This is a genomic window from Rhizobium sp. WYCCWR10014 (assembly GCF_001657485.1).
GTDB lineage: Bacteria > Pseudomonadota > Alphaproteobacteria > Rhizobiales > Rhizobiaceae > Rhizobium.
This window is the reverse complement of the sequence record NZ_LXFU01000039.1, coordinates 41,452-63,900: the sequence shown is the minus strand read 5'-3', so window position 1 is coordinate 63,900 and position 22,449 is coordinate 41,452. Positions and strand designations below refer to the sequence as shown.

Here is a 22,449-nt window from a genome sequence, read left to right as displayed (position 1 = left end):
ATGACCGCTATCGGAAGCTACTTCAAGATCGGCCCCGCCCGGCTCTTCGTTCACCTCGCCGTTCTGCTGATCGTCATCATCTGGCTCATCCCGACGCTCGGCATCTTCGTCAGCGCGCTGCGCGACAAAGACCAGATCGTCGTCTCCGGCTGGTGGACGGCCTTCGTCGGCTCGACGCAGACCGTGGCCGTTCGCTTGGGCACGCCGGACCAGCAGCAGCAGGAAGGTGCCGCCTACGTCATTGCGGGCAACGTGTTGGAAGGCCAGACCGGCCGCGCGGTGAAGGCCTTCGGCAACCGCGTGCAGCAGCCGGCTGCCTTTAAAGCCGGTGAGACCGCCGATCTCGGCGACGGTGAAACCCTGCAGATCAACAGCGACGGCAGTTATCGCTATGTGAAGAACGCCGCCTTTTCGCCCGACCAGCGCCCGCGGCGCATCTATGCATCCGTCTCGGCGCCGCCGGAATTCACGATGCAGAACTACAACACGGTTCTGACCGGCGAGGGCATCGGCCAATCCTTCATCAACTCGCTGACTGTGACGATCCCGGCGACGATCATCCCGATCCTGATTGCCGCTTTCGCCGCCTATGCCCTGAGTTGGATGGAGTTTCCCGGCCGCGGGCTGCTGATTGCGCTCGTCGTCGGCCTCATCGTCGTGCCGCTGCAGATGTCGCTGATCCCGCTGCTGCGTCTCTACAACGAGATCGGCAACATGCTCGGCCAGCCGTCGAAGACCTATCCCGGCATCTGGCTGGCTCATACCGCTTTCGGCATGCCGCTCGCCATCTATCTCTTGCGGGCCTATATCGCCGGCCTGCCGAAGGAGATCATCGAATCCGCCCGCGTCGACGGCGCGAGTGATTTCGAGATCTTCGTCCGCATCGTTTTGCCTCTGTCCTTCCCGGCACTCGCCTCCTTCGCCATCTTCCAGTTCCTGTGGGTGTGGAACGACCTGCTCGTCGCCATGGTCTTCCTCGGCACCGACAAGGACCACATCGTGCTGACCGGCAGCCTGAACGCTCTGCTCGGCTCGCGCGGCGGCAATTGGGAGATTTTGACGGCGTCAGCCTTCGTCACCATCATCGTGCCGCTGCTCGTCTTTTTCGGGCTGCAGCGTTACCTGGTGCGCGGTCTGTTGGCGGGTTCGGTCAAGGGAGGCTGACCATTCCCGACCGTGACTTCAAACAGGATATTCTATGAACGTGGCTTCCCAATCGATCTCAACCCCCGACAAGGACTGGTGGCGCGGCGCGGTGATCTATCAGATCTACCCGCGCTCCTACCAGGATTCGAACGGTGACGGCATCGGCGACCTGAAGGGCATCACCGCTCGCCTGCCGCATGTGGCAAACCTTGGCGTCGACGCGATCTGGATCTCGCCCTTCTTCACCTCGCCGATGCGCGATTTCGGTTATGACGTTTCCGACTACGAGAATGTAGATTCGATCTTCGGCACGCTGGTGGATTTCGACACGATGATCGCCGAGGCCCATCGCCTCGGCATCCGCGTGATGATCGACCTCGTCATCTCGCACAGCTCGGATCAGCATCCCTGGTTCGTGCAAAGCCGCTCCAGCAAGACCAACGCCAAGGCCGACTGGTATGTCTGGGCCGACGCCAAGCCGGACGGTACGCCGCCGAACAACTGGCTGTCGATCTTCGGCGGCTCGGCATGGGCGTGGGATCCGACGCGCATGCAATATTACCTGCACAATTTCCTGACCTCGCAGCCGGACATGAACCTGCATAATCCTGAGGTGCAGGACCGTCTGCTCGACGTGGTGCGCTTCTGGCTCAATCGCGGCGTCGACGGCTTCCGCCTCGACACCATCAACTTCTATTTCCACGACACGCAGCTGCGCGACAATCCGGCGCTTGCGCCCGAGCGCCGCAACGCCTCGACGGCGCCGGCGGTCAATCCCTATAATTTTCAGGAGCATCTTTACGACAAGAACCGCCCGGAGAACCTTGCGTTCCTGAAGCGCTTCCGCGCCGTTCTCGAGGAATTCCCGGCGATCGCCGCCGTCGGCGAAGTCGGCGACAGCCAGCGCGGCCTTGAAATTGTCGGCGAATACACCTCCGGCAATGACAAGATGCATATGTGCTACGCCTTCGAATTCCTGGCGCCCGATCCGCTGACACCGGAGCGCGTCGAGGAGGTGATGCAGGATTTCGAAGCTGCCGCACCCGATGGCTGGGCCTGCTGGGCCTTCTCCAATCACGACGTCATGCGCCATGTCAGCCGCTGGGGCGGGCTGGTCGCCGATCACGACGCCTTTGCCAAGCTTTATGCCTCATTGCTGATGACCATGCGCGGCTCCGTCTGCCTTTATCAGGGCGAGGAGCTGGCGCTGACCGAGGCCGATCTCGCCTATCAGGATCTGCAGGACCCCTATGGCATCCAGTTCTGGCCGGAATTCAAGGGCCGCGACGGCTGCCGCACGCCGATGGTCTGGGACAGCCAGGTCGCCCAGGGCGGCTTCTCGACGGTCAAGCCCTGGTTGCCGGTGCCGGTCGAGCATATCCTGCGTGCCGTCAGCGTCCAGCTGGGTGACGAGGCTTCCGTGCTGGAGCACTACCGGCGGTTCATCGCCTTTCGCAAGCTGCACCCGGCTTTTGCCAAGGGCGAGATCGAATTCGAGGAACAACAGGGCGATAGCCTGGTCTTCACCCGTGAATACGGCAACGAGAAACTGCTCTGCATCTTCAACATGAGCCCGGCCGAGGTCGCCGTCATTCTGCCTGCGGGAGAATGGCAGGCATTGACGGGCCATGGCTTTACCAGCAACAACTATGGCGACAAGATCGATATTCCGGCCTGGGGGGCGTATTTCGCCCGTCTTGCCTAAGGAACAGGGGAGAGAGAAATGACTGGACTGACGCTGAAGGATATCCGCAAATCCTACGGTTCCGTGGACGTTCTCCACGGTATCGACCTCGATATCAAGCAGGGCGAATTCATCGTCTTCGTCGGTCCGTCCGGCTGTGGCAAGTCCACGCTTCTGCGCATGATCGCCGGTCTTGAGGCGATCACCGGCGGTGAGATGTATATCGACGGCCATCTCGTCAATGACGTGCCGCCCTCCAAGCGCGGCATCGCCATGGTCTTCCAGTCCTATGCACTCTACCCGCATATGACCGTGTTCGATAACATGGCTTTCGGCATGAAGATCGCCGGCGAAAGCAAGCAGGAAATCGATCGCCGCGTCAAAGCGGCGGCCGAGAGCCTGCAGCTGACCCAATATCTCGGTCGCCTGCCGAAGGCGCTTTCCGGCGGCCAGCGCCAGCGCGTGGCGATCGGCCGCGCCATCTGCCGCGATCCGAAGGTCTTCCTGTTCGACGAGCCGCTGTCCAACCTCGATGCCGCGCTGCGCGTCGCGACCCGCATCGAGATCGCCCGCCTCAACGAACAGATGGCCGATACGACGATGATCTACGTGACCCACGACCAGGTCGAGGCGATGACGCTTGCCGATCGCATCGTCGTTCTCTCAGCCGGCAATATCGAGCAGGTCGGCGCGCCGCTGGACCTCTACGAGCGCCCGGCAAATCTCTTCGTCGCGAAATTCATCGGCTCGCCGGCGATGAACATCATTCCGGCAACGGTCGCCGGAACCGGAGCCCAGACGACGGTGACGCTGACCGGCGGCATGTCGGTGACCCTCGATGTGGCGACCGACGCGTCGGAAATGGGCAAGCAGGCAAGCTTCGGCGTTCGTCCGGAGGATCTCCGGGTTGCCGATGGCGCCGACTACCTTTTCGAAGGGGAAGTGTCGATCGTCGAAGCGCTCGGCGAAGTGACGCTGCTTTATATCGAGGGTCTGGTTCCGGGCGAGCCGATCGTCGTCAAGCTGCCCGGCATCTATGATGTGAAGAAGGGCCAGAGGATGCGGTTTGCCGCCGACAGGCAGAAGTTGCATCTGTTTGACGCAACCGGCCATACCTACCGGAAATGAGGCGGCCATTTTTGGGGTGATGGTCCTAAGAATTGTGCGGGGCGGGCCGAATTCTCACTTTCTGTTAAAGATCGGCTGCTACCTTTTCCCTGTCAATTTATGAGGGGGATAAGCAGGTGGCCGCTTCCAATCCGTCACAGCCAAAATCTCATTTCCTGAGCAAGGAAGAATCCTTCATGTATGACCGCGAGGCGCGGTTCAAAATGGAGGACACCATGAACGCCGCGCGCATCGAATATACGGAAAAGGGCGTCATGCACGCGGCTTCGCGCCGCTGCGACATTGTCCGGATCTCGATGAGCAGCGCGACGCTCGCGATCCTGACCCAGTTCAGCCTGCCGAAGCAGTTCTATCTGGATATTCCGGATGCCCGCATCACCAAGGTCGGATGCCTGCTGATGAAGGTCAACGCCAACAACACAGTGGAAGTTCGCTTCCTGCGCCTGCTGACGCAGAAGGAGCTGAACAAGATCTTCGTCTACAGCACCCATCCGGCGCACCGCGACTACGTTCTCGATATCCGCGCCTGACGGGTATCACTGCACCGATATTAAAAACCCACGGGGTGCTGCGCGCCCCGTGGGTTTTTGTCTATCTCCAGTGACCACGCTCAGTGGTGGAAGAGCACGCTCGCGCCCTGGTCCGAAGGTCCGACGGCGCGGCGGAACGGCGCGAAGAGTTCGCGGCCCATGCCGAATTCATTGTCGGAGAGATCGACGGTCACCGGCTCGCGCTCGGCCAAATCAGCCGCATCGACGAGCAGCTCGAGCGTGCCCTTGATCGCGTCGAGGCGAATGATGTCGCCCTCGCGGATGCGGGCGATCGGACCGCCATCGACCGCTTCCGGCGTGACGTGGATCGCGGCCGGCACCTTGCCGGATGCGCCGGACATGCGCCCGTCGGTGAGCAGCGCCACGCGGAAGCCGCGGTCCTGCAGCACGCCGAGCGGCGGCGTCAGCTTGTGCAATTCCGGCATGCCGTTCGCCTTCGGGCCCTGGAAGCGCACGACGGCGATGAAATCGCGGTTGAGCTTGCCTTCCTTGAAAGCGTCCTGCAGCTCTTGCTGGCTGTGGAAGATGATTGCCGGCGCCTCGATGATGTGGCGCTCCGGCTTGACGGCGGATATTTTGATGACCGCCTTGCCGAGATTGCCGCGCAGCATCTTCAGCCCGCCATTCGCCTGGAACGGCGTTTCGATGCTGGAAAGCACTTTGGGGTCGACGCTCTTTTCCGGCGACGGCTCGCGCAGGACGGCGCCGTTTTCACCGAGACGGGCATCGACCGTATAGGCTTGGAGACCCTGGCCGAAGACGGTGCGCACGTCGTCATGCACCAGGCCGTGTTTCAAGAGCTCCTTGATGAGGAAACCCATGCCGCCGGCCGCCTGGAAATGGTTCACGTCGGCAAGTCCGTTCGGATAGACGCGGGCAAGCAGCGGGACCACTTCCGAAAGCTCGGCAATGTCCTGCCAGGTCAGGTGGATGCCGGCTGCCCGCGCCATGGCGACGAGGTGCAGCGTATGGTTGGTCGAGCCGCCGGTCGCATGCAGGCCGACGACGCCGTTGACGACCGAGCGCTCGTCGATCATCTCGCCCGCCGGCGTGAATTCGTTGCCGAGTGCGGTGATCGCCAGCGCCCGCTTGGCGGCTTCGCGCGTCAGCGCTTCGCGCAGCGGCGTGCCGGGATTGATGAAGGACGAGCCGGGCATGTGGAAGCCCATGATCTCCATCAGCATCTGGTTGGAATTGGCGGTGCCGTAGAAGGTGCAGGTGCCGGGGCCGTGATAGGATTTCGATTCCGCTTCCAGCAGTTCAGCGCGTCCGACCTTGCCCTCGGCGAAAAGCTGGCGCACGCGCGACTTCTCGTCGTTCGGCAGGCCTGTGGTCATCGGACCGGCCGGAACGAAGATCGACGGCAGGTGCCCGAAGGAGAGCGCCGCGATCACCAGGCCCGGCACGATCTTGTCGCAGACGCCGAGGAAGAGGGCGGCGTCGAACATGTTGTGCGACAGGCCGACGCCCGCCGACATGGCAATCAGGTCGCGCGAGAAGAGCGAGAGCTCCATGCCCGGCTGTCCCTGGGTGACGCCGTCGCACATCGCCGGCACGCCGCCGGCCACCTGCGCCACGCCGCCTGCTTCGGCCGCCGCCTCACGGATGATCGCCGGATAGGTCTCGAACGGCTGGTGGGCCGAGAGCATGTCGTTATAGGCGGTGATGATGCCGAGATTGGGGATGCGGTCGCCGGCGAGCGCATCCTTGTCGGCGGGGGAACAGACCGCGAAGCCATGGGCAAGGTTGGCGCAGCCAAGCACCGAGCGCGCGACACCCTTGGAAGCGGTGGCGCGCAGGCGTTCCAGGTAGCGCTCGCGAGATGGCTTCGAGCGTTCGACGATGCGATCGGTGATCGCAGAAATGCGTGCGTGAGCGGACATGGAAAATCCCTGCCTTGTTCGTTGTCTCTATCTGTTTCGGCGGCTCTGGCCTGAATCTCAATCCGGATGACGGCGGATCAGGGAGCCCAGTAGATCTCGACCGGGGAAGTGGCCCGGCGCAGAACGGCGCGGATCGGCATTTCTGCCTCGTCACCGCTGCCTTCCGCCTTGGCGAGAACGTCTTTTTTGCCTTCGCCCTCAATATGGAGAACCAGGAGTGCGGCATCCTGAAGACTGGAGAAGGTGAAGGTCAGGCGCGGCTCGCCGGCTCCTTCCGCTTCCATGGTGATGATGCCGCGCGGCGTCGACGCATCGATCGCCTTGGCAAGATTGCTGCCGCCGGGAAAGAACGAGGCGGTGTGTCCGTCGCCACCCATGCCGAGGATGACGATGTCGAAGGGTGAACTGATCGCCCTGGTCTTCTCGGTTGCGAGCCTTGCCGCCTCCTCCGCGGAGGCCGCGTCCTGATAGAGCGGCAGGAAGTGTGCCGCCTTTGCCTTGTTCTGCAGCAGATTGGCATCGACCAGCAGATGGTTCGAGCGCGGATTGTCGGCCGGCACGAAGCGTTCGTCGACAAGCGTGATCGTCACCTTGTCCCAGGCGATGTCGCGCGTCGAAAGCGCCTGGAAGAAGACCTTCGGCGTGGAGCCGCCGGAAACGGCGATGGACGCCGTTCCGCGGGCGGCAATCGCCGCCGAAAGCGTATCCGCGACCTTGTCGGCGAGACTGCCGGCGAGGTCTGCGGCGCTGGCGAAGGAATGCAGGGTCGATGCCATCGATGTCGTCCTAGATTTCGTCATGCCAGGTGCGGCCGTCACGCTCGATCAGCGCGATGGCCTGGCTCGGCCCCCAGGTGCCGGCCGTATAGCCCTGCACCTGCTGGCCGGTCGTTTCCCAACCCTTGAGGATCGGATCCACCCATTTCCATGCGGCTTCCACTTCGTCGCGGCGCATGAACAATGTCTGGTTGGAACGGATCACGTCCATCAGCAGACGCTCGTAGGCGTCGGGATTGCGGACGTTGAAGGCCTGGGCGAAGCTCATGTCGAGCGAGACGTTGCGCAGGCGCATGCCGCCTGGACCCGGATCCTTGATCATCAGCGACTGCTTGACGCCCTCATCCGGCTGCAGGCGGATGATCAGCTGGTTGGCGTTGATGCGCCCGGCCGCCTGGTCGAAGATCGCGTGCGGGATCGGCTTGAAGGTGATGACGATTTCGGACATGCGCCCGGTCAGGCGCTTGCCGGTTCTTATATAGAAGGGAACGCCGGCCCAGCGCCAGTTGTTGATCTCGGCCTTGATGGCGACGAAGGTCTCGGTGTTCGAGACGCCGCCTTCGAGCTCTTCGAGGTAGCCCTTGACCGGGCCGGTGCCCGATGCGCCAGCGCGATACTGGCCGCGCACCGTCGCCTGCTCGACGTTTGAGGCATTGAGCGGCTTCAGCGCGCGCAGCACCTTCAGCTTCTCGTCGCGAACGGCTTCCGAATCCATCGACGAGGGTACTTCCATCGCCGTCAGGCAGAGGAGCTGCAGGATGTGGTTCTGCACCATGTCGCGCAGCGCGCCAGCCGTATCGTAATAGCCGGCGCGGCCTTCGAGGCCGACCGATTCAGCCACCGTGATCTGCACGTGATCGATGTAGTTGGCGTTCCACAGCGGCTCGTAGAGCGCATTGGCAAAACGCAGCGCCATCAGGTTCTGCACCGTCTCCTTGCCGAGATAATGGTCGATGCGGAAGATCTGTTCTTCCTTGAAGGCGCGGCCGATCGTGTCGTTGAGCTGCAGCGCCGAGGCGAGGTCGCGGCCGATCGGCTTCTCGACGACGATGCGGGTCGATTTGGTGATCAGCTTGTGGTCGTGGATCTTCTGCGAGATATCGCCGAAGATGCCGGGAGCGACCGCCAGATAGAAGGCGCGAACGCGTTCCTTGCCTTCATCGAGCAGCTTTTTCAGCTGATCCCAGCCGGCATCCGTGCGGGCGTCGACCGAGACGTAGTAGAGGCGGGCGCAGAATTTCTCCACCTCAGCCTCGTCATATTCGCCCTTCTTCAGGTGCTCGTTCAGCGCGTCCTTGGCGAATTTGCGGTATTCCTCATGGGTCAACGGGCTGCGCGAGGCGCCGATCACGCGGGTCGGTTCGCTGAACTGGCCTTCGATCTGGCGATGATAGAGGGCGGGCAGCAACTTGCGCTCGGCAAGGTCGCCGCTGCCGCCGAAGACGACGTAATCAAAAGGCTCAACGGGAATGATCTGGCTGCTCATGAGCTTGTCTCTCAATCAGGCTTTGGTTGGCGGCCCTTTTAATCTAATCGATTTAAAAAAGCCAGTGTGCAGTGCAATGAATCTGTCAGGCACCGGTTTTAGAGCGAATTTCCGGAAGAGGAAATCCGCAATCGGACTAAAACTTGTCGCGAAGCGCAAACCACGACAAGGCGAGGAAAAGCAACGGCGCCCGCATGCGGGCACCACCGGGAAAGGCGGGAATATCAAGCGATGTGAAGAGATCGAGATCACTGGATTTTCCAAGCACCGTTTCCGCGTAGAGCTTGCCACAGTAGTTTGACAGCATGACGCCATGGCCGGAATAACCGCCAATCGAGATGACGCCGGGCATGACCTCGCGCACGAAGGGCTGGCGCGGCATGGTGATGCCGACGCTGCCGCCCCAGGCATGGGTGATCTCGACGTCCTTCAGGCCAGGATAGATCTCGGCGATCTGCCGGCGGATGTGCTCTGAAATGTCCCGCGGATTGTCCGACGTGTAGGCCTCGCGTCCACCGAACAGCAGGCGGCCGTCGCCGAATTTGCGGAAGTAGCGCACGACGAAGCGCGAATCGGCCACGGCCTCGCCCCCGGGCAGCACATCGGGATGCCCGTCGAGCGGGGCCGTGGCGCCGATGAAGGAGCGGATCGGCATGACATGGCTTGCCGTCACCGGCTCGAGGCCGTCGATATGGCCGTCGCAGGCGATCAACGCGCGGTTGGCGGTGATCGTCCCCTTTTCGGTCTCGATCGTCACTTTGCCGCCGCCTTGGCGGATTGCCGTCGCCTTGGTCATCTCGAAGATTTCAGCACCGGCATTGGCGGCGACCCGCGCCAGCCCTACGAGCAGCTTCAGCGGATGGATGTGGCCGGTGCCGACATCGCGCACGCCGCAATGGAAACGCTTCGAACCGAGCCTCTCCTGCGTTTCCTCCTCGTCCATGAAGCTGAGATGCGGATAGCCGTAGCGCAAGGCGGCGATTTCGGCATTTTCGTAATAGTCGCGTTTGTAGCTCGCCTTGTGTGCGACGTTGAGCTGGCCTGGCGCATAGTCGATCTCGATCTGATGCTCGCGGGCGAAATCGATGAGATGGCGCTTGGCCGCTTCGGCAAGATCGAACAGCGCCTTCGAGCGTTCGTAGCCGATCTTCTCCTCGAGTTCTTCCGGCCACCATCGCTGACCGGTGCCCAGTTGCCCGCCATTGCGCCCGGATGCCCCGTCGCCGAAGCGGCAGGCCTCGATCAGGACTACCGAAACGCCTGACTTGGCAAGGTTATAGGCGGCCTGCAGGCCGGTATAACCGCCGCCGACAATCGCGACGTCTGATGTTCTCGATCCGTCGAGAGCGGGGTAGGTGGGCCGCTCCCCGACGGTTGCCTGATACCAGGACAGCCCGGGCGCGATCGGGCTTTGCCACGTCTCCTGCAATGCCATGATGGTTGCCTCACACGTTGAGCAGAAGGAATTCCCGCTCCCAGGGGCTGATCACCTGCATGAAGGTCTCGAACTCGCCGCGTTTGACGCCGGCATAAAGGCCGATGAACTGCTTGCCGAATATCTCCTCGAAGGCGGGTTCGTCCTCGAGCAGCGCCACGGCTTCCAGCAGGCCACGCGGCAGGTCGATCGAACCCTCATTGGCCGAATCCTCGGTCGGCGCCGTCGGCTCGATCTGCTTCATGATGCCGAGCAGGCCGGAGGCGAGCGAAGCGGCGAGCGCGAGATAGGGATTGGCGTCTGAGCTCGGCAGCCGGTTTTCCACGCGCCGCGCCTGCGGATCGGAGACCGGGACACGGAAGGCCGTCGTCCGGTTGTCGTAACCCCAGGCATTGTTGACCGGGCAGGACATATCAGGCTGCAGGCGCCGGTAGGAATTCACATAGGGCGCCAGCATCGCCATCGCGCTGGGCACGAATTTCTGCATGCCGCCGATGAAATGGAAGAATTCCTTCGAAGCCGAGCCATCGGGATTGGAGAAGATGTTCTTGCCGGTCTCGATATCGACCACGGATTGGTGGATATGCATCGCCGAGCCCGGCTGGCCCTGCATCGGCTTGGCCATGAAGGTCGCATAGATGTCGTGTTTCAGCGCCGCCTCGCGGATCGTGCGCTTGAACAGGAACACCTGGTCGGCAAGCTCGATCGGATTGCCATGGCGCAGGTTGATTTCGAGCTGCGCCGGTCCCTCTTCATGGATCAGCGTATCGATCTCCAGCCCCTGCTTCTCCGAGAAATGATAGACGTCGTCGATCAGCTCGTCGAACTCGTTGATGCCGGCGATCGAATAACCCTGGCCGCCGAGGATCGAGCGGCCGGACCGGCCCTTCGGCGGGTGCAGCGGATAGTCGGGATCGTCGTTCTTGGCGACCAGGTAGAATTCGATCTCCGGCGCCACGATCGGTTTCCAGCCGCGCTCGTGATAGAGGCTCATGATCCGCTTCAGCACGTTGCGCGGCGTATAGGGCACTTCTCCGCCGTCCGAATCGACGATGTCGCAGATCACCTGCGCCGTCGGGTCGGTCTCCCAGGGCACGACGGAAAGCGTCGAAAGGTCGGGCATCAGCTTCAGGTCGCTGTCGCGGGGTTCGTAGCGGAAGCTCTCCGTCTCGTCGGGATATTCGCCCGAAATCGTATGCCGGTAGATTGCCGACGGCAGCGCCAGCGAAGTGTTCGAGGTGAACTTCGAGCTCGGCATCATCTTGCCGCGCGCAACGCCCGCAAGGTCCGGTGTGATGCATTCGATGTCTTCGATGCCCCTGTCCCGCAGCCACCGCGCTGCTTCCTTCCAGTTCGCAACACCGCGCAGGGATCCGGGCTCCGGGGGAGTTTTTTTCGAGGCGGGTACGTTTCTGGCAGGCTTCAGCGTCGTCTTTTTTGGGGACATGACACACCGGTTTGCGTTGATCGTGGCGCCATCATAACCAGACTTTGTCAATTGGCGAGGGGTGGCAAACGTTGACTTTCGCCCTTTGATGGAAAAAGAAGACGCGGGTTTGATCGGGGAAACGGGTTTGCAGCGCAAAAGCGACGTTATCGTCATCGGCGCCGGAGCGGCGGGCATGATGGCGGCCATCCGTGCCGGAAAACGCGGCCGCTCGGTCGTCATCCTCGACCATGCCAGGGCGCCTGGCGAGAAGATCCGCATATCAGGCGGCGGCCGTTGCAATTTCACCAATATCCATTCCGGCCCGAAGAATTTCCTCTCCGCCAACCCGCATTTCTGCAAGTCGGCGCTTGCACGTTTCACGCCCGCCGATTTCATCGCCATGGTCGACGGTCACGGCATCGCCTGGCACGAAAAGACGCTCGGCCAGCTTTTCTGCGACGATAGCGCCAAAGACATCATCCGCATGCTGCTGGCGGAGATGCGGATGGCCGGTGCAGTGCTGCATCTCGGCACCGAAATATCAGGCGTCGAAAAGACCGAATCCGGCTTCCGGGTATCGACGAGCGAAGGTCACCGTGAAGCATCGTCGCTGATCGTCGCCACCGGCGGCAAGTCGATCCCGAAGATGGGCGCCACCGGCTTTGCCTATCGCCTCGCCGAACAATTCGGCTTGGCCGTGCTCGAAACCCGACCCGGCCTCGTGCCGCTGACGCTCGATCCCGGCCTGCTGGAAAGCATCGCACCGCTCGCCGGCATTGCCGCCCCGGCCGAAATCCGCCACGGCAGGACCGCCTTCCGCGAAGCGCTGCTCTTCACCCATCGCGGCCTGAGTGGCCCCGCCATCCTGCAGATCTCTTCCTATTGGCGCGAGGGCGACGAGGTCGTGGTCTCGATCGAACCGGATATCGACGTTGCCGCCCATCTGAAGACGGCAAAACAGCTCAATGGCCGTCAGTCGCCGCAGACCGCACTCGGCGACATCCTGCCGAAGCGGCTGGCACAGTTTCTCGTCGAGCGCGAAAAGATCTCCGGCAACATGGCCGACCTGCCGGACAATGCGCTGCTGCGTCTTGCCGCCGGCGTCCAGAACTGGGCGGTCAAACCGTCCGGCTCGGAAGGCTACCGCACCGCCGAAGTGACGCTCGGCGGCATCGACACGGCAGGGCTTGATTCCCGCAGCATGGAAACAAAAGCCGTGCCCGGCCTTTATTTCATCGGCGAATGCGTCGACGTCACCGGCTGGCTTGGCGGCTATAATTTCCAGTGGGCCTGGGCTTCCGGATTTGCCGCGGGCGAATGCGTCTAAAGCTCTTTGTTCTGATGCATGTCATGGGCCTAAAACCGCTGCACATTTTTTGACATGCCTTGGAAATATCCGGAGATACCGATTCAAGACTTCTTAATAGAGCTGCGCCATCCTGTCTCAATTGGCGGTTTGTAAGGTCGTCCCTAAATTAAGCTTTACCGGCAAGCCGATTTGTTGGATTGTTGTTGTGTCAGAGAGAAGTGAGGTTTCGACCATGAACAGAAACGCACGACGCGCCCGCGCCATCGCAATTGCCGAGGCAAAGCCGAACGCTCGAATGGTCGCCCTGCGCTATCTGATGCTTGCAGCCGGCGCCACCGCCGCCAGCCTTGCGCTGCTGCTCTCGCACGTCATCTGATCCTGTCGGCAGACCTGGAACGAGCGTTGCGACATGCTCATTGTCGCACCGCGGCGTCGCGGCCCATTATTTGCAACTATTTCACTGCCTTGGCTTAACCCGCCACGACCGCTTATCCGAAAATTAAGATCTAATCTGACACAATTGCTCGCGAATATTTGGGCATCTCCAAGTTGCTTGGACATGAACTGGCAATGACTGCCGCCTGGCCTCCGGGTTCCCCAATGTAATTAAGAATAGCTCGATGTGCACCCGGCTGGCGCCATGTGGCTGCCTGCGGGAGGAGTGGTGTATGAAAGGCCCGGAACGCCATGTTGATTGACAAGATTCTTTCCCGCTTCAGGATCAAGACCAAGGTTCTGATCTTCGTTCTGCCTTTCGTCGTCACCATTTCGGCGGTGGGCCTGACCGGCCTCTACGCTTCGGGCCTTCTGCAGGGCCGCATGGAAATATCCAACAGCGTGCTGCAGTCGCTGAGCGGCTTCAAGGATCTCTATGGCTCGATGGACGATTTCCTGCGCGTCACCAGCCCTGAGGCGCGCGACAAGCTGATCGCGGATCTGAAGACCCAGCAAGGCGTGCTCGACCAGACGCTGAGCCAGGTCGGTGACGAGGCCGCCGGCCGTGACAGTCTTGCGGAGGCATCGCGCCGCACCAAGGAAATTTCGGGCGTCGTCGACAAGCTCTGGGCGCTGCACGAGCAGGAGAAGGCATTGCATGAGCAGATCGACGCAGCGCAGAAGAGCGTGATCAGCACCCGCTTCACCGTGTCCTACCAGGCCGAGGAATTGCAGAACACTGTCCAAAGCGATGAGAGTGCCGCCACCGCTACCCTTCGCACCGCTGATCGCCTGCTGAAGGGCGGCGATTTTCTCGGCACCGTCGCCAGCGGCTTCAGCAAGCCGCAGACACCGCAGGACAAGATCGCCTTCATCAACGAACAGATGCCGGAGATCGTCAAATCCCAGCGTCTGATCGCCATCTCGGTTCCGAGCAACCAGAAGAATGTCGTCGACGCGCTGGCTGCGACCATCGACGGCATCAAGACGATCGCCCAGACGCCCAATCCGACCGACGAGACCGCCACCGAACTCGGCCGTCTCGTTTCGCGCTTCCGCCAGACCGCGACCTATACGCAACTGACCGCAACGCAGAAGATGCGTGACGCGACCCAGGAATTCGCCGCGCTCGACGGCCGGATCGCCCAGGCCAATTCGGTCCTGCAGGATACCAGACGTCTCGAAAATTCCGTCTATTCGCTGCAGATCGTTCTTTCCGATTTCCTCGCCGATTCCAGCAAGGAAAATCTCGTGCGCCTGCAGCAGCAGGCCGGCACGCTCGGCAAGGACATGCAGGTGCTGGTCACCAGCGCCAAGGGCATGGGCTTTGCCGAAGGCATCTCCGGCGCGATCCAGCCGGCGCTGGACGTCATCTCCGGCGGCGGCTCGAAGATCGTCGACACGATCGGCGAGCGCGTCACCGCCTATGCCGCGGCCCGCCAAGAGCTTGACCAGATCTGGAAAAAGCTGACCGATTTCGCCGAACTGCAGAAGCAGACGGCCGGTACCGAGCGCACCCAGGCAAACAGCATCTCCGTCATGACCACCGGTCTCGGCATCCTGCTGTCGATCCTCGGCGGCATTGCCCTGGTGCTGACGCTGCAGCGGCCGATCAGCCATATCACCGGCGCCATGCGCCGCATTGCCGAAGGCGCGCTGGATACCAGCATCTCCGGCGAGCAGCGCCACGATGAAATCGGCGACATGGCCCGCGCGCTCGGCATCTTCAAGGAAAACGCCATCTCGAAGATCCGCATCGAGGAGCAGAGCGACGAGGAACGCGCCGCCGCCGAACACGAGCGCCAGCGCAACGACGCCGAAAAGCGCGAGATGGATCGTCAGATCGAATTCGCGGTCAACGCGCTTGCCGCCGGCCTCGAACGCATGTCGCAGGGCGATATCTCGACGACGATCGAAACGCCCTTCATCGGCCGTCTCGAACAGCTGCGCCAGGATTTCAACGGTTCGATGATGCGCCTGCAGGCGACGATGAGCCAGATCCGCGACAATGTCGAACTGATCCAGGGCAACGGCAACCAGATGGCCCAGTCGGCCGAGGACCTCTCCAAGCGCACCGAACAGCAGGCTGCCTCGCTCGAAGAGACCGCGGCTGCCGTCGACCAGATCACCGTCACGGTCCGCTCGTCGGCCGAACGCGCCAAGGATGCCGACCAGATCGTCCGTCAGGCCAAGCGCAGCGCCGACGATTCCGCCGTCGTCGTCAGCAATGCGATCGACGCGATGAGCCGCATCGAAGGTGCCTCGCGCCAGATCGAGCAGATTATCGGCGTCATCGACGAGATCGCCTTCCAGACCAACCTCCTGGCGCTCAACGCCGGCATCGAGGCAGCGCGCGCCGGTGAAGCCGGCAAGGGCTTCGCGGTGGTCGCGATGGAAGTCCGCGAACTGGCTCAGCGCTCCGCAGCCGCGGCGCAGGAGATCAAGGGGCTGATCAACAAGTCGACCAATGAGGTCAATTCAGGCTCGCAATTCGTGCAGGAGACCGGCACGGTGCTCGCCAAGATCAGCGCCCAGATCGTCACGATCAGCCAGCATGTCGAGATGATCGCCCGCGCCAGCCACGACCAGTCCAACGCGCTGCAGAGCGTCAACGCGACAGTCAACCAGATGGACCAGATGACGCAGCAGAACGCCGCCATGGTGGAGGAGACGACTGCCGCCAGCCGCGAACTGGCCGACGAGGCCGATTCGCTGCGCAGGCTCATCCAGCAGTTCAAGATCGACGGCGAAGCCACCGTTGCTCCGGTCTACCGCGCCGCCTGATCATCGACCGACCTGTCTCTATTCGAACGGCCCCGGGACTTTCCGGGGCCGCTTCTATTTATTCCGCAGAAATCGCGATCCGGTCGGATTGCGAGCGGCCGCGCTACCCGATGAATACCTCCGACAACCCTGATTTACGGAGAATCTTCCTTAACGCTTTTAGTCTAATTTAACCTTGGTCTATCTCCCGGGGGTCTCGATGCTGCGCCTTTTCTCTACGTCGATCGTACGCCAGATCGTTGCGATCACGCTGTTTCTGCTGGCCATCAGCACGGCCGCCATCGTCGGCGTGACCTATTACAATCTGAGCCATCATGTCATGGACGGGGCTGTCTCCGACGCCAGGGATGCCACCCGCGCGATGGCCGTTCTCTACGGCGCGGCCGATCAGGCTGCAAAGATCGAGCTGAAGGACAATCAGCTCTCCACTGTCACGGAAGACGCCATTCCCGCCCTTGCCGACCATTCGCTGGTCGACCGCACGGCGCAATCGATCGCCGGCGTTGCGACCATCTTTCAAAAGCAGGGCAGCGACTACGTCCGCATCTCCACCAACGTCAAGAAGGAAAACGGCGACCGGGCCGTCGGCACCAAGCTGGTCGCCGAGCACCCCGCCCAGCCGGTTCTCGCCAGGGGTGAAGCCTATTATGGACCGGCGGAGCTTTTCGGCCGCAAGTTCATGACCGGCTATTTCCCCATCAAGAATGCCTCGAACGCCAATGTCGGCATTCTCTTCATCGGCATTCCGATGGAGCTCTATTACCAGCGCATGTATGAGCTGCAGATGCTGGTTCTCGGCGTCGGCGGCATCGTCATGCTGCTCGTCGGTGTTCTTGCCTTCTATGCGATCCGCCTGTCGGTGAAGCCTTTGCAGGCGCTGACCGCGAGCGTTCACTCGATTTCCGCGGGCGATCTCGAAGGGGCGATCCCTTGTGTCGAAAAGAGGAACGAGTTCGGCGACATCGGCCGGGCCTTGGCGCTTTTCCGCGACAGTGCTCGCGCAAGGCGCGACCTGGAAACCCAGGCTGCCGAACAGCGCGAATTGAGCGATGCCGAACGCGCCAGAAACGATGCCGACAAGCGCTCGCTCGACGGCCAGATCGACTTTGCCGTCAACCAGCTTGCCGCCGGCCTCGGGCGCCTGTCGCAGGGCGATGTCTCGCAGACGATCGGCACGCCCTTTGTCGGCCGGCTGGAGCAGCTGCGCGTCGATTTCAACGCTTCCCTCTTGCGGCTCCAGGATACGCTGTCCGGTATCCGTGACAGCGCCGCGACGATCCAGCGCAATAGCGGCGCCGTCTCTGCCTCTGCCGGCGAGCTTTCCAAACGCACCGAGGCGCAGGCGGCCAACCTCGAGGAGACTGCGGCCGCGGTGGAAGAGATTACCGTGACGGTTCGTTCGTCCGCCGAGCGTGCCCGTGAAGCCAACAATGTCGTGGCTGCGACCAAGAAGACGGCCGACAATTCGGGCGCCGTCGTCGGCGATGCCGTTGCTGCCATGGATCGCATCGAGCAGGCTTCGCAGCGCATCGAGCAGATCATCGAGGTGATCGACGACATCGCCTTCCAGACCAATCTTCTGGCGCTGAATGCCGGCATCGAGGCGGCGCGGGCCGGCGAGGCGGGCAAGGGTTTTGCCGTCGTCGCCCAGGAAGTCCGCGAACTCGCCCAGCGCTCGGCCGATGCGGCGCGCGAGATCAAGTCGCTCATCGAGACATCGAGCCGCGAAGTGACGGCAGGGTCCGAACTGGTCCAGAAGACCGGCAGCGTCCTTGCCTCGATCAGCCAGGAGATCATCGCGATCAGCGGCCATGTCGAAACCATCGCCACCGCCAGCCGCGATCAGTCGGCCGCGCTGCAGGAGGTCAACGGTTCGGTCAACGCCATGGACCAGATGACCCAGAAGAACGCGGCGATGGTTGCCGAGACGACGCAGGCAAGCCGCCTGCTTGCCGGCGAGGCCGATACGCTGATGGCGCTGATCGAGCGGTTCCGCATCGTCGCAGAATCGGCACCGGCTCATCTCGGAGCAAGAAGAGTCGCCTGAACCGCGCAGCCGCAGCCGCTACGGGATTGCGCCGCGCCCTTGCGGCGCCTTCCTAGATTGAGGTCGAGCGACGTCAGCCAGGCGATAAAGCCAATGAGGCTATTGTTTCCGAACTCGGCATAGAATCTGTCCTCGTCCGCCTTGCCACCGCTTCGCTGGGGATAGTGTCGATAGCCGATGGTGCCTGCGATGGTGATCATGTCGATCATGACAATGTCCTTTCCTGTGTAAGACATCACCTGATCTAGGCGTCGAATTTCTCTTTATAAACGGGAAAAATCCCGCTATGTTTTTCATCAATGAAAAACGCGAGTTGGGATTCCTATCAGCTTTTCCTGCAGGTGGCCCGGCTCGGCGGGCTGACGGGGGCAAGCAGCGTAAGCGGGCTCAGTCCTGCGACCGTCGGCCGGCGCATGCTCGATCTCGAGCAAGAGATTGGCCGCGCATTGTTTTCGCGCAGCCAGACCGGATACCGTCTGACCCAGGATGGCCAGGCGCTGCTCGATCACTTGCAGGAAATGGAGGCCGCTGCCCGCAAGGTGGCGGCGTGGCGGCAATCCGGCGAGGGCGCCACCACCGTCAGGGTCGCCGCCGGCACCTGGCTCGCCTGGCTGCTGACCGAGAATTTCGCCGCAATCCGCATGCCGGGCGATGCCTTCGCCATTTCGCTCACTATCGGCGAGGCGCGGGCGAGCCTTGCCTATCGTGAAAGCGATATCGGTATTCGCGCCTTCGAGCCTGAAGAAGCCAATCTTGCCGCACGTCTGCTCGGCGAGGTGGCCTATGCCGTCTATGTCAGGCGCAATGCCGCCGAGACCGACGAGCGCTGGATTGCCGTCGCCGAGGAAGAGGCGATATCGGCCTATCTGCGCTGGCCGCACGCCCATGCCGGGACGGGAATCGTCGCCACGGTCAATCGGCCGCGTTCGCTGCCGGATCTGGTGCGCGCTGGCGCCGGCAAGACGGTGCTTCCCTGTTTCGTCGGCGATCTCCATCCCGAATTGCAGCGGCAAGGCAGCGAGTTGCCGGAATTGCGCCACCGGCAATGGATCGTCATGAATGCCGAGGACCGCCACCGCCCGGAGATCCGGACGGTCGCCGACCGCATGACCAAGCTCATTAAAAGTTATGCCGATCTCTTCGCCGGAAAACGACCGAGCCGCGGCTAGAGCGCCGCGGCCGGACTTCGTCAATGCCGGTTGGTGACGACGACCGGGATCAGCAGGTCCCCCCAGTGGCCGTCGCCGCCGTGATGACGGGCCGAGCGCACCAGTTCGACCGAGACGCCGGCCTCGACGGCCTTCATGACCGATTGGTTCAGCCGATGCAGGTCGTTGGCGAGCATGCGGATCGTCGTCTGCTGATCCTCGCTCATGCTGCTTGCCTGCTCTTCGGCCCGTTCTCTGACGCGTGTAATGGATGCCATGATCTTCTCCTCCTCTTCGATTTATTCCGCAGCCGGCTTGAACTGCGCATGTTCGGTCGAGCCGTGCATCGCCGTGGTCGAAGACCGGCCGCCGGTGATGGCGAGCGACACGGCGTCGAAATAGCCGGTGCCGACCTCGCGTTGATGTTTTGTGGCGGTATAGCCATTGACCTCAGCGGCGAATTCCGCCTGCTGCAGCTCGGAATAGGCCGACATCTGCCGCTGCCGATAGCCGCGCGCCAGTTCGTACATGCCGTAGTTCAGCTGGTGGAAGCCGGCGAGCGTGATGAACTGGAACTTGTAGCCCATCGCTCCGAGTTCGCGCTGGAACCTTGCGATCGTCGCTTCGTCGAGGTTCTTCTTCCAGTTGAACGAAGGCGAGCAATTATAGGCGAGCAGCTTGCCGGGATGGACCTTGTGCACGCCTTCGGCAAAACGCCGCGCCTGCTCGAGGTCCGGCTTCGAGGTCTCGCACCAGATGAGATCGCAGTGCGGCGCATAGGCGACGGCGCGTGCGATGCAGGGCTCGATGCCGTTTCGCACCTGATAGAAACCTTCGACCGTGCGGCCGGCATCATAGTCGACGAAGGGCTGGTCGCGCTCGTCGATGTCTGACGTCAAGAGCTTTGCCGCTTCCGCGTCGGTGCGGGCGATCACCAGCGTCGCAACGCCCATGACGTCGGCGGCAAGCCGCGCGGCGTCGAGATTGCGGATATGGGCGGCCGTCGGGATCAGCACTTTGCCGCCGAGATGGCCGCATTTCTTCTCCGAGGCGAGCTGGTCCTCGAAGTGAACGCCCGCGGCACCCGCCTCGATATAGGCCTTCATGATTTCGAAGGCGTTGAGCGGCCCGCCGAAGCCTGCTTCGGCATCGGCTACGATCGGTGCGAACCAGGTCTCGACGGAAAGCCCCTGGGCTTCCGCGGTCTCGATCTGATCGGCGCGCTGCAGCGTGCGATTGATGCGTTTGGCCAGTTCCGGACCGGCATTGGCCGGATAAAGGGACTGGTCGGGATACATCGCCGATGCGGTATTGGCATCGGCCGCCACCTGCCAGCCGGAGAGATAGATCGCCTTCAGCCCGGCGCGCACCATCTGCATGGCCTGGTTGCCGGAAAGTGCGCCGAGCGCATTGACGAAATCCTCCTGATGCAGAAGCCGCCACAACCGGTCCGCCCCCATTTCGGCCAGCGTATGACTGAGCGCCACCGAGCCTCTGAGCCGCTGCACGTCTTCGGCCGAGTACGGTCTCTCGATGCCGTCGAAGCGGCTGGCTGATGCATTTGGAACAAGCTTGTAAAAATCAGTCATGTGCTCTCCTCACTAGAAGCCCGACAAAGGTGCTGCGTGACAAGATTGACAATATGACGCGCTATGACCAGAAAAACCTTTGATTTCCGGGGCGGAAAGAGGTTAAGATGAGGAGGATTGACAGAGTGGCGCTGTGAATTTGTAAAATTTTGTAAACATGAGCGCTGCTTCCTGTCAAAGGGTGTGACATGGCGGAACGGAAGATATTCGCAGGCCCGAAAGTCAGGCGCATCCGCAATGCGCTGGCGCTGACGCAGACCGCCATGGCCGAGGCGCTTGAAATATCGCCGTCCTATCTGAACCTGATCGAGCGCAACCAGCGGCCGTTGACGGTGCAGCTCCTTCTCAAGCTTGCAAGCGTCTACAGGGTCGATCTGGAAGAGTTGCGGGGGCAGACCGGCGGCAGTCTCGGCCAGCTCAAGGAGGTCTTTGCCGATCCACTGCTTTTGGGCGAGCTGCCGGGTGATCAGGAGTTGGTGGAGGTGGCCGAGGCCGCACCCAACGCCGCGAGCGGCATGATCAAGCTCTACCGCGCCTATCGCGAGCAGGCGGCAAGGCTGTCCGATCTGACGGCGCTGATGGCCGCCGAAGGGCATGCGCCGGTCGCCGCCGGCCGCTTGCCGCTGGACGAGGTGCGCGAGACGCTGGAGCGTAGGTCCGGCTATTTCGGACAGATCGAGACGGCGGCGGAAGCCTTTGCTGCAACGCTCCCCGGCGGCCTCGATCTTGCCGCCGGGCTGAAGGACTGGTTGCGTTCCGAGCGCGGCATCGCGGTACGTGTCCTGCCCGTCCACGTCATGCCGGATCTGCGCCGCCGTTTCGATCGCCATTCGATGCGGCTTTTCATCTCGGAGCGCCTGTCACAGGCCGACCGTGCGCATGAGATATCAATCGAGGCCGCGACTCTCGCTTTGCTGCCGGCAATCGATGCCGAACTCGCCGATCTCTCGCTCTCCTCCGCCGAGGCGCGCCGCATCGCTCGCTTCGAGCTTGCCCGCATCGCGGCCTTAGCGCTTGCAATGCCCTACGAGGCCTTTCTTTCGGCGGCGAAAGCGACGCGCTACGATATCGATATTCTGCGCGCGCGCTTCGGCGTCTCTTTCGGCCAGGCGGCTGCGCGCCTTGCCATGCTGCAGCGCCCTGGGGCGGCCGCCATTCCCTTCTTCCTAATCGAGATCGATGCCGCCGGCCACCGGCTGCGCAGGGCAGGCGCGCAGGGCTTTCCGCAGGCCCGTTTCGGCGGCGGCTGTCCGAAGCTCAATATCCATGCCGCCTTCCTGCAGCCGGGCCAGATCCTCGCCGAAACGGTCGTCATGCCTGACGGCGCATCCTTCCTGACGGTCGCCCGCACCCTGGAGGGACCGAGCGTCGAATTCGGCGAAAGGGTCAGACGCACCGCGATCCTGATCGGCTGCGATGCCGCCCTTGGCGAGGGCGTGGTCTATGGGCAGGCGATGGCGCTCGAGCCGGTCGCAGTCGGTCCGGCCTGTCGCCTTTGCGAGCGGCGTGGATGCCTTTCCCGGGCCGAGCCGCCGGTGACGAGACCGCTCGGGCTCGACGAGATGGTGGCAGGCCTCAGCGCCTTCGACTTCCAGTGATTGTGAAATCATTGAGCGCGC

At 62.4% G+C, this 22,449-nt stretch carries 18 protein-coding genes; 10 read left to right on the top strand and 8 right to left on the bottom strand.

Annotation, left to right across the window (positions count from 1 at the left end):
• The 4 genes from A6U98_RS21445 to A6U98_RS21430 all read left to right on the top strand — a co-directional run bounded on the left by A6U98_RS21445 (position 1) and on the right by A6U98_RS21430 (position 4,488).
• Positions 1-1,164: a carbohydrate ABC transporter permease gene (locus tag A6U98_RS21445; RefSeq protein ID WP_064652555.1), complete on the top strand. Its 1,164-nt coding sequence runs from the start codon at positions 1-3 to the stop codon at positions 1,162-1,164.
• A gap of 34 nt (positions 1,165-1,198) precedes the next feature.
• Positions 1,199-2,851 (top strand): alpha-glucosidase, encoded by a 1,653-nt coding sequence (locus tag A6U98_RS21440; protein WP_064652553.1) that lies wholly within the window; start codon positions 1,199-1,201, stop codon positions 2,849-2,851.
• An 18-nt stretch (positions 2,852-2,869) separates the two neighbouring features.
• A complete protein-coding gene (ugpC, locus tag A6U98_RS21435) occupies positions 2,870-3,958 on the top strand; it encodes a sn-glycerol-3-phosphate ABC transporter ATP-binding protein UgpC (RefSeq protein ID WP_064652552.1) in 1,089 nt (362 codons plus the stop codon).
• Positions 3,959-4,134: 176 nt separating this feature from the next.
• Positions 4,135-4,488, top strand: a complete 354-nt coding sequence (locus A6U98_RS21430) for a hypothetical protein (protein WP_003545591.1) — start codon at positions 4,135-4,137, stop codon at positions 4,486-4,488.
• A gap of 80 nt (positions 4,489-4,568) precedes the next feature.
• Here the strand turns inward: A6U98_RS21430 and edd are convergent, their stop codons facing one another.
• From edd to A6U98_RS21405, 5 genes are all read right to left on the bottom strand, one after another.
• Entirely contained in the window at positions 4,569-6,392 is a 1,824-nt protein-coding gene (gene edd / locus A6U98_RS21425; RefSeq protein WP_064652550.1) for a phosphogluconate dehydratase, read from the bottom strand.
• A 77-nt stretch (positions 6,393-6,469) separates the two neighbouring features.
• Positions 6,470-7,168, bottom strand: a complete 699-nt coding sequence (gene pgl / locus A6U98_RS21420; protein ID WP_064652549.1) for a 6-phosphogluconolactonase — start codon at positions 7,166-7,168, stop codon at positions 6,470-6,472.
• A 10-nt stretch (positions 7,169-7,178) separates the two neighbouring features.
• Positions 7,179-8,654 (bottom strand): glucose-6-phosphate dehydrogenase, encoded by a 1,476-nt coding sequence (zwf, locus tag A6U98_RS21415; protein WP_003556617.1) that lies wholly within the window; start codon positions 8,652-8,654, stop codon positions 7,179-7,181.
• A gap of 136 nt (positions 8,655-8,790) precedes the next feature.
• Positions 8,791-10,089: an FAD-binding oxidoreductase gene (locus tag A6U98_RS21410; protein ID WP_064652547.1), complete on the bottom strand. Its 1,299-nt coding sequence runs from the start codon at positions 10,087-10,089 to the stop codon at positions 8,791-8,793.
• A 10-nt stretch (positions 10,090-10,099) separates the two neighbouring features.
• On the bottom strand, positions 10,100-11,536 hold the full coding sequence (locus tag A6U98_RS21405; protein WP_003545596.1) for a glutamine synthetase family protein: 1,437 nt from the start codon (positions 11,534-11,536) through the stop codon (positions 10,100-10,102).
• 88 nt (positions 11,537-11,624) lie between these two features.
• Here A6U98_RS21405 and A6U98_RS21400 point away from each other — a divergent pair, with 88 nt between their 5' ends.
• The 4 genes from A6U98_RS21400 to A6U98_RS21390 all read left to right on the top strand — a co-directional run bounded on the left by A6U98_RS21400 (position 11,625) and on the right by A6U98_RS21390 (position 18,093).
• Positions 11,625-12,845, top strand: a complete 1,221-nt coding sequence (locus A6U98_RS21400) for an NAD(P)/FAD-dependent oxidoreductase (protein ID WP_064652545.1) — start codon at positions 11,625-11,627, stop codon at positions 12,843-12,845.
• Positions 12,846-13,059: 214 nt separating this feature from the next.
• Positions 13,060-13,203 (top strand): hypothetical protein, encoded by a 144-nt coding sequence (locus tag A6U98_RS37235; protein WP_165422406.1) that lies wholly within the window; start codon positions 13,060-13,062, stop codon positions 13,201-13,203.
• Between the two features lie 311 nt (positions 13,204-13,514).
• Positions 13,515-16,046 (top strand): HAMP domain-containing methyl-accepting chemotaxis protein, encoded by a 2,532-nt coding sequence (locus A6U98_RS21395; RefSeq protein WP_064652543.1) that lies wholly within the window; start codon positions 13,515-13,517, stop codon positions 16,044-16,046.
• Positions 16,047-16,245: 199 nt separating this feature from the next.
• Entirely contained in the window at positions 16,246-18,093 is a 1,848-nt protein-coding gene (locus A6U98_RS21390) for a methyl-accepting chemotaxis protein (RefSeq protein ID WP_064652620.1), read from the top strand.
• Here the strand turns inward: A6U98_RS21390 and A6U98_RS21385 are convergent.
• The gene (locus tag A6U98_RS21385) at positions 18,066-18,302 is read right to left on the bottom strand and encodes a hypothetical protein (protein WP_064652541.1); all 237 of its coding nucleotides are present in this window, start codon (positions 18,300-18,302) and stop codon (positions 18,066-18,068) included. The two genes, A6U98_RS21390 and A6U98_RS21385, sit on opposite strands and share 28 nt — an antisense overlap.
• 90 nt (positions 18,303-18,392) lie before the next feature.
• Here A6U98_RS21385 and A6U98_RS21380 point away from each other — a divergent pair, with 90 nt between their 5' ends.
• Positions 18,393-19,262: a LysR family transcriptional regulator gene (locus A6U98_RS21380; RefSeq protein WP_064652539.1), complete on the top strand. Its 870-nt coding sequence runs from the start codon at positions 18,393-18,395 to the stop codon at positions 19,260-19,262.
• Between the two features lie 20 nt (positions 19,263-19,282).
• On the opposite strand, the gene A6U98_RS21375 is transcribed toward A6U98_RS21380, so the two are convergent.
• Both A6U98_RS21375 and aceA read right to left on the bottom strand, forming a co-directional pair.
• Positions 19,283-19,519 (bottom strand): hypothetical protein, encoded by a 237-nt coding sequence (locus tag A6U98_RS21375; protein WP_003545603.1) that lies wholly within the window; start codon positions 19,517-19,519, stop codon positions 19,283-19,285.
• Positions 19,520-19,540: 21 nt separating this feature from the next.
• A complete protein-coding gene (gene aceA, locus A6U98_RS21370) occupies positions 19,541-20,830 on the bottom strand; it encodes an isocitrate lyase (RefSeq protein ID WP_064652538.1) in 1,290 nt (429 codons plus the stop codon).
• A 188-nt stretch (positions 20,831-21,018) separates the two neighbouring features.
• On the opposite strand from aceA, the gene A6U98_RS21365 reads away from it, so the two are divergent.
• Positions 21,019-22,428 (top strand): XRE family transcriptional regulator, encoded by a 1,410-nt coding sequence (locus A6U98_RS21365; RefSeq protein ID WP_064652536.1) that lies wholly within the window; start codon positions 21,019-21,021, stop codon positions 22,426-22,428.
• The last annotated feature ends 21 nt before the right edge of the window (positions 22,429-22,449 follow it).

Coding starts and splice junctions, on each gene's coding strand:
- A6U98_RS21445 (WP_064652555.1), top strand. CDS start 1: ATGACCGCTATCGGAAGCTACTTCAAGATCGGCCCCGCCCGGCTCTTC.
- A6U98_RS21440 (WP_064652553.1), top strand. CDS start 1,199: ATGAACGTGGCTTCCCAATCGATCTCAACCCCCGACAAGGACTGGTGG.
- ugpC (WP_064652552.1), top strand. CDS start 2,870: ATGACTGGACTGACGCTGAAGGATATCCGCAAATCCTACGGTTCCGTG.
- A6U98_RS21430 (WP_003545591.1), top strand. CDS start 4,135: ATGTATGACCGCGAGGCGCGGTTCAAAATGGAGGACACCATGAACGCC.
- edd (WP_064652550.1), bottom strand. CDS start 6,392: ATGTCCGCTCACGCACGCATTTCTGCGATCACCGATCGCATCGTCGAA.
- pgl (WP_064652549.1), bottom strand. CDS start 7,168: ATGGCATCGACCCTGCATTCCTTCGCCAGCGCCGCAGACCTCGCCGGC.
- zwf (WP_003556617.1), bottom strand. CDS start 8,654: ATGAGCAGCCAGATCATTCCCGTTGAGCCTTTTGATTACGTCGTCTTC.
- A6U98_RS21410 (WP_064652547.1), bottom strand. CDS start 10,089: ATGGCATTGCAGGAGACGTGGCAAAGCCCGATCGCGCCCGGGCTGTCC.
- A6U98_RS21405 (WP_003545596.1), bottom strand. CDS start 11,536: ATGTCCCCAAAAAAGACGACGCTGAAGCCTGCCAGAAACGTACCCGCC.
- A6U98_RS21400 (WP_064652545.1), top strand. CDS start 11,625: ATGGAAAAAGAAGACGCGGGTTTGATCGGGGAAACGGGTTTGCAGCGC.
- A6U98_RS37235 (WP_165422406.1), top strand. CDS start 13,060: ATGAACAGAAACGCACGACGCGCCCGCGCCATCGCAATTGCCGAGGCA.
- A6U98_RS21395 (WP_064652543.1), top strand. CDS start 13,515: ATGTTGATTGACAAGATTCTTTCCCGCTTCAGGATCAAGACCAAGGTT.
- A6U98_RS21390 (WP_064652620.1), top strand. CDS start 16,246: ATGCTGCGCCTTTTCTCTACGTCGATCGTACGCCAGATCGTTGCGATC.
- A6U98_RS21385 (WP_064652541.1), bottom strand. CDS start 18,302: ATGATCGACATGATCACCATCGCAGGCACCATCGGCTATCGACACTAT.
- A6U98_RS21380 (WP_064652539.1), top strand. CDS start 18,393: ATGAAAAACGCGAGTTGGGATTCCTATCAGCTTTTCCTGCAGGTGGCC.
- A6U98_RS21375 (WP_003545603.1), bottom strand. CDS start 19,519: ATGGCATCCATTACACGCGTCAGAGAACGGGCCGAAGAGCAGGCAAGC.
- aceA (WP_064652538.1), bottom strand. CDS start 20,830: ATGACTGATTTTTACAAGCTTGTTCCAAATGCATCAGCCAGCCGCTTC.
- A6U98_RS21365 (WP_064652536.1), top strand. CDS start 21,019: ATGGCGGAACGGAAGATATTCGCAGGCCCGAAAGTCAGGCGCATCCGC.